Origin of the sequence: Micromonospora aurantiaca ATCC 27029 (genome assembly GCF_000145235.1) — a bacterium.
Taxonomy (GTDB): Bacteria; Actinomycetota; Actinomycetes; order Mycobacteriales; family Micromonosporaceae; genus Micromonospora; species Micromonospora aurantiaca.
This window is the reverse complement of the sequence record NC_014391.1, coordinates 5,526,067-5,532,500: the sequence shown is the minus strand read 5'-3', so window position 1 is coordinate 5,532,500 and position 6,434 is coordinate 5,526,067. Positions and strand designations below refer to the sequence as shown.

2 protein-coding genes and 2 rRNA genes (1 of these 4 running past the window's edge) are annotated in these 6,434 nt (G+C 66.3%); 3 read left to right on the top strand and 1 reads right to left on the bottom strand.

Annotated elements, in window-relative coordinates; genetic code table 11:
- Positions 1 to 2,171, top strand: a 23S ribosomal RNA gene (locus MICAU_RS24450); it begins 939 nt to the left of the window's first position.
- Between the two features lie 79 nt (positions 2,172 to 2,250).
- A 5S ribosomal RNA gene (gene rrf / locus MICAU_RS24445) occupies positions 2,251 to 2,367 on the top strand.
- 668 nt (positions 2,368 to 3,035) lie between these two features.
- Here the strand turns inward: rrf and MICAU_RS24440 are convergent.
- Positions 3,036 to 3,713 carry a hypothetical protein gene (locus tag MICAU_RS24440; protein ID WP_013288028.1) on the bottom strand — a complete coding sequence of 226 codons (678 nt, stop codon included), beginning with the start codon at positions 3,711 to 3,713 and terminating at the stop codon, positions 3,036 to 3,038.
- A 69-nt stretch (positions 3,714 to 3,782) separates the two neighbouring features.
- Here MICAU_RS24440 and MICAU_RS24435 point away from each other — a divergent pair, with 69 nt between their 5' ends.
- On the top strand, positions 3,783 to 6,401 hold the full coding sequence (locus tag MICAU_RS24435; RefSeq protein ID WP_013288027.1) for a valine--tRNA ligase: 2,619 nt from the start codon (positions 3,783 to 3,785) through the stop codon (positions 6,399 to 6,401).
- Positions 6,402 to 6,434: the final 33 nt, after the last annotated feature.

The window sequence follows — 6,434 nt, the reverse complement described above, 5'->3', positions numbered from 1 at the left end:
CGGAGGTAGAGCACTGGATGGTCTAGGGGGCCCACAAGCTTACCGAAATCAGCCAAACTCCGAATGCCGGTAAGTGAGAGCGCGGCAGTGAGACTGCGGGGGATAAGCTTCGTAGTCGAGAGGGAAACAGCCCAGATCACCAGCTAAGGCCCCTAAGCGTGTGCTAAGTGGAAAAGGATGTGGGGTCGCATAGACAACCAGGAGGTTGGCTTAGAAGCAGCCACCCTTTAAAGAGTGCGTAATAGCTCACTGGTCAAGTGGTTCCGCGCCGACAATGTAGCGGGGCTCAAGCACACCGCCGAAGCTGTGGCATTCACATTTTAACTTCGTGCCTCCTTGATGGGGTATGCAGGTGTGTGGATGGGTAGGGGAGCGTCGTGCCGGGGGTGAAGCAGCGGGGTGACCCAGTTGTGGACGCGGCACGAGTGAGAATGCAGGCATGAGTAGCGAAAGAAGGGTGAGAAACCCTTCCGCCGGATGACCAAGGGTTCCAGGGCCAGGCTAATCCGCCCTGGGTGAGTCGGGACCTAAGGCGAGGCCGAGAGGCGTAGTCGATGGACAACGGGTTGATATTCCCGTACCCGCGAAAGAGCGACCCTGACGAACCTCGTTGTGCTAACCACCCGAACTGCCGGCGGTCTTCGGACCAATGGTGGGGAGCGTGGGAACCTGGCGGGTAGTAGTCAAGCGATGGGGTGACGCAGGAAGGTAGCTGAGCCCGGCCGGTGGTTGTGCCGGGGTAAGCGTGTAGGCCGTGCCGTAGGCAAATCCGCGGCGCATATAGGCTGAGACGTGATGCCGAGCCGATTCAGGTGAAGTCAGTGATCCTATGCTGCCGAGAAAAGCCTCTAGCGAGTTCTTAGCGGCCCGTACCCCAAACCGACACAGGTGGTCAGGTAGAGAATACCGAGGCGATCGGGCGAACTGTGGTTAAGGAACTCGGCAAATTGCCCCCGTAACTTAGGGAGAAGGGGGGCCGGAGACGTGAAGCCCCGCGCGGGTGGAGCGTTGTATGGCCGCAGAGAGCAGGGGGAAGCGACTGTTTACTAAAAACACAGGTCCATGCGAAGAAGTAATTCGATGTATATGGACTGACGCCTGCCCGGTGCTGGAACGTTAAGGGGACCTGTTAGCTCTCACGAGCGAAGCGGAGAACTTAAGCGCCAGTAAACGGCGGTGGTAACTATAACCATCCTAAGGTAGCGAAATTCCTTGTCGGGTAAGTTCCGACCTGCACGAATGGCGTAACGACTTCCCCACTGTCTCAACCACAGGCCCGGCGAAATTGCATTACGAGTAAAGATGCTCGTTACGCGCGGCAGGACGGAAAGACCCCGGGACCTTTACTATAGCTTGACATTGGTATCTGAATTAGCTTGTGTAGGATAGGTGGGAGCCGGTGAAGTCCATACGCCAGTATGGGTGGAGGCAATCTTGAAATACCACTCTGGTTGATTTGGGTATCTAACTTCGGACCGTTATCCGGTTCAGGGACAGTGTCTGGTGGGTAGTTTAACTGGGGCGGTTGCCTCCTAAAGGGTAACGGAGGCGCCCAAAGGTTCCCTCAGCCTGGTTGGCAATCAGGTGTTGAGTGCAAGTGCACAAGGGAGCTTGACTGTGAGACTGACAGGTCGAGCAGGGACGAAAGTCGGGACTAGTGATCCGGCACTGGCATGTGGAAGCGGTGTCGCTCAACGGATAAAAGGTACCCCGGGGATAACAGGCTGATCTTCCCCAAGAGTCCATATCGACGGGATGGTTTGGCACCTCGATGTCGGCTCGTCGCATCCTGGGGCTGTAGCAGGTCCCAAGGGTTGGGCTGTTCGCCCATTAAAGCGGTACGCGAGCTGGGTTTAGAACGTCGTGAGACAGTTCGGTCCCTATCCGCCGTGCGCGTAGGATACTTGAGAAGGGCTGTCCCTAGTACGAGAGGACCGGGACGGACGAACCTCTGGTGTGCCAGTTGTCCCGCCAGGGGCACGGCTGGTTAGCTACGTTCGGAAGGGATAACCGCTGAAAGCATCTAAGCGGGAAGCTCGCTTCAAGATGAGGTATCCCACCCACATTTGTGGGGTAAGGCCCCCAGCTAGACGACTGGGTTGATAGGCCGGAAATGTAAGCCCGGTAACGGGTTCAGTTGACCGGTACTAATAGGCCGAGGACTTGACTACTAAGCTGCTACGCGTCCACTGTGCAACTCTGAACAAACCACCACCCATGTTGTTGGGTTGGTTGACATGTTCATAGAGTTACGGCGGTCATGGCGGAGGGGAAACGCCCGGTCACATTCCGAACCCGGAAGCTAAGCCCTCCAGCGCCGATGGTACTGCACTCGGGAGGGTGTGGGAGAGTAGGACACCGCCGGACAATCTTCCAATTCAGGGCCACCCCCAACCGGGGTGGCCCTGAATTGCGTTGCCCCCGGAAAACACCACCAGACCGGCCGCAAAGCCGGCCCCGGACGCGCGTGAGCGATGGACTGCCCACCCCATTGCCGGCACTGCACCGGCTAGCCGTACCGCCCGCTACTTTCCGGAAACGCCGAACCAGGCCGCCACTTCCCCGAAGTAGCGGTGGCGAGGTGCCCCGGATCCAGCCACTTCCCCGAGCTGGCGAACCGGCCCGCCACTTCCCCGAAGTGGCGGCGACGGACGGCCCGGCATCCGGCTACCTCGCCGAGATGGCGAACCAGCAGCAGGTTCCCCCAGGTGGCGTTAACGGAGTACCCCGGACCTAGCCACTTCGCCGAACTGGTGTGCCGGTCAGCACTACGCCGAAGTGGCGGCAACGGAACGCCCGGATCCAGCCACTACCCCGAGCTGGCGAACCGGCCCACCACTTCCCCGAAGTGGCGACAACGGACTGCCCGGCATCAGGTCATCCCCGGGGACAGGGAGGGCTGGGGGCCATTACCCCGGAACTGGTGGCATGGGAGGGACGGGGGTCGCCGACACCGCGACGTGGCGGGGACGGGGCAAGGCGTGTGTGGGCACCTCGCCGTACCGGCGTGGACGAGTGAGCGCCGAGGTCGCGGGTCAGCGGCTCTGGACGGACTCGCGGATGTCGCGGAACAGGGCCGCGGCGTCGTCGACCCGGCGGCCCGGGAACATGCCCATCACGACGCTGCCGTGGTCGGCCCACCCGCACACCGCGAAGTCGCCACCGTCGCCGCTCGTCGTACCGCACTTCATCACGCCGCCCAGGCGGCCCGCGTCCACCTCGCGCAGCCCTGCCACCCGGCCTGTCTCGTCGGCCATCAGGCCGAACAGGGTGTCCAGGTCACGCTCGGGCTGCCAGAGCAGCGTGGTGCCGCCGAACAGCAGCACCGAACGCTTGGCGTCCCCGCCGTCGGAGTAGACGGCGCCGTAGCCGCGGTCCAGCTCGATGTCGGCGGCCAGTCCGTCGCGCAGGTAGTCGGCGGTGCTGCGAGCCCGCTCGCTGTCGTCGCGTACCAGCCCGGCCACCTCGGCCGGCTGGCCGAGAGTCGTGTCCTTCTGCTGGAGCACCCGCCAGCCGCCCAGCCCGAGCGCGCCCGCGCCGGCGAGCCCGGCCGCGAGGAGAGCGGCCATGACGATCTTCCGGCGTCGGGAGACGGGACGGCGTTCGGGCTCCTGCGCGGGATCGCGGCGGCTCAGCTCGATCGGCTCTTCGGTCAGCTCGAACGGATCGGAACCCCCGTCGACCGGGCGCTCGGTGAGATGCGCGTCGGACATGACCGCCACCGTACGCGAATCACAGGTGGTGCACGCCGGGTCCCCGAAAGCGCTCCGTAGACTTTCAGGGTGACCGAGAGACTGGATGCCCGACGCCCCGACGCCCCGACCCTCGCCGGCCAGTACCAGCCCGGCGAGGTAGAGCAGCGACGGTACGAGCAGTGGGTAGCCGGCGGGCACTTCCGGGCGTCGGCGGACAGCGAGAAGCCGCCGTTCACCATCGTCATCCCGCCGCCGAACGTCACCGGCTCGCTGCACATGGGTCACGCGTTCGAGCACACGCTCATGGACGCGCTCACCCGGCGCAAGAAGATGCAGGGCTACGAGGCGCTCTGGCTCCCGGGCATGGACCACGCCGGCATCGCCACCCAGAACCTGGTCGAGCGGCAGCTCGCCGGTGAGGGGCTGTCCCGGCACGACCTCGGGCGGGAGAAGTTCGTCGAGCGGGTCTGGCAGTGGAAGGCCGAGTCCGGCGGCGCGATCCTCGGCCAGATGCGCCGGCTGGGCGACGCGGTCGACTGGGACCGCGAGCGGTTCACCATGGACGAGGGCCTGTCCCGGGCCGTGCAGACCATGTTCAAGAAGCTCTTCGACGACGGGCTGATCTACCGGGCCAACCGGATCATCAACTGGTGCCCGCGCTGCCTCACCGCGCTGTCCGACATCGAGGTGGAGCACACCGACGACGAGGGCGAGCTGGTCTCGATCCGCTACGGCGACGAGGTCGTGGTGGCGACCACCCGGGCGGAGACCATGCTCGGCGACACCGCGGTGGCGGTGCACCCGGACGACGAGCGCTACCGGCACCTGATCGGCACCGAGGTGGAGCTGCCGCTCACCGACCGGCGGATCCCGATCGTCGCCGACGAGCACGTCGACCCGAGCTTCGGCACCGGCATGGTCAAGGTGACCCCGGCGCACGACCCGAACGACTTCGAGATCGGCCAGCGGCACGACCTGCCGTCGCTGACGATCATGGACGAGCGCGGCGTCATCACCGCGCCCGGCCCGTTCCAGGGCCTGGACCGGTACGAGGCCCGCCCGGCGATCGTCGCGGCGCTGCGCGAGCAGGGCCGGATCGTGGCCGAGAAGCGGCCGTACCTGCACGCGGTGGGGCACTGCTCGCGGTGCAAGACGACTGTCGAGCCGCGGCTGTCGTTGCAGTGGTTCGTCAACACCGCCCCGCTCGCGAAGGCCGCCGGTGACGCGGTGCGCGACGGCCGGGTGAAGATCGAGCCGGCCGAGCTGGCCAAGCGTTACTTCGCCTGGGTCGACAACATGCACGACTGGTGCATCTCCCGCCAGCTGTGGTGGGGCCACCGCATCCCCGTCTGGTACGGCCCGGACGGCGAGATCGTCTGCGTCGGCCCGGACGAGGAGCCGCCGTCCGGCGAGGGCTGGCGGCAGGACGAGGACGTGCTGGACACCTGGTTCTCCAGCGGCCTGTGGCCGTTCTCCACGCTCGGCTGGCCCGAGCGCACCCCGGACCTGGCGAAGTTCTACCCGACCAGCGTGCTGGTCACTGGCTACGACATCCTGTTCTTCTGGGTCGCCCGGATGATGATGTTCGGCCTGTACGCGATGGACGGAGAGCAGCCGTTCGACGTGGTGGCGCTGCACGGCATGGTCCGCGACGAGCACGGCAAGAAGATGTCGAAGTCGTTCGGCAACGTGGTCGACCCGCTGGACTGGATCGACCGGTTCGGCGCCGACGCCACCCGGTTCACGCTGGCCCGGGGCGCCAACCCCGGCCAGGACGTGCCGGTCAGCGAGGAGTGGTGCCAGGGCTCCCGCAACTTCTGCAACAAGCTCTGGAACGCCACCCGGTTCGCGCTGCTCAACGGCGCGCACACCGACGGACCGCTGCCGGCCGCCGGTGACCTCTCCACCGTCGACAGGTGGATCCTGTCCCGGCTGGCGCACGTCACCGCCGAGGTCGACGAGCAGTTCGAGGCGTACGAGTTCGCGAAGGTCTGCGACCTGCTCTACCACTTCGCGTGGGACGACGTCTGCGACTGGTACGTGGAGCTGAGCAAGCCGGTGCTGGCCGAGGGTGGCCCCGCCGCCGACGCCACCCGCCGCGTGCTGGGCCACGTGCTGGACCAGCTCCTGCGGCTGCTCCACCCGGTCATCCCGTTCGTCACCGACGAGCTGTGGGCCGCGCTGAGCGGCGGCGAGACCGTACTGACGGCGTCCTGGCCGGTCGCCGACCGTACCCTGATCGACGACGCCGCGGAGGGCGAAGTCGGCACCCTTCAGCGGGTGGTGACCGAGGTCCGGCGGTTCCGGTCGGACCAGGGGCTGCGGCCGACCCAGCGGGTCGCCGCGCGCCTCGACGGCCTGGCCGGCGCGGGCATCGCGGCGCACGAGCCGCTGGTGCGCTCGCTGGCCCGGCTCGACGCGCCCGGCGACGACTTCCAGGCAGGCGCCACGCTGGCCATGCCCGGCGCGGTGAGTGTCGCGCTCGACACCCGCGGCTCGATCGACGTGGCCGCCGAGCGCGCCCGGCTCACCAAGGACCGGGCGGCGGCCGAGAAGGAGGCCACCCAGGCGCGGGCGAAGCTGGACAACCCGGCGTTCGTCGGCAAGGCGCCCGAGCCGGTGGTGGCGAAGATCCGCGAACGGCTGGCGGTGGCCGAGGCGGACCTGGTCCGGATCGACGCCGCCCTGGAGGCGTTGCCCTCGTGAGCGCGAGGAGTGAGCCGGGGTTGCGAGCCCCGC

Bases quoted from the DNA above. Each gene is read 5' to 3' on its own strand.
- MICAU_RS24440 (WP_013288028.1), bottom strand. From the start codon at position 3,713: ATGTCCGACGCGCATCTCACCGAGCGCCCGGTCGACGGGGGTTCCGAT.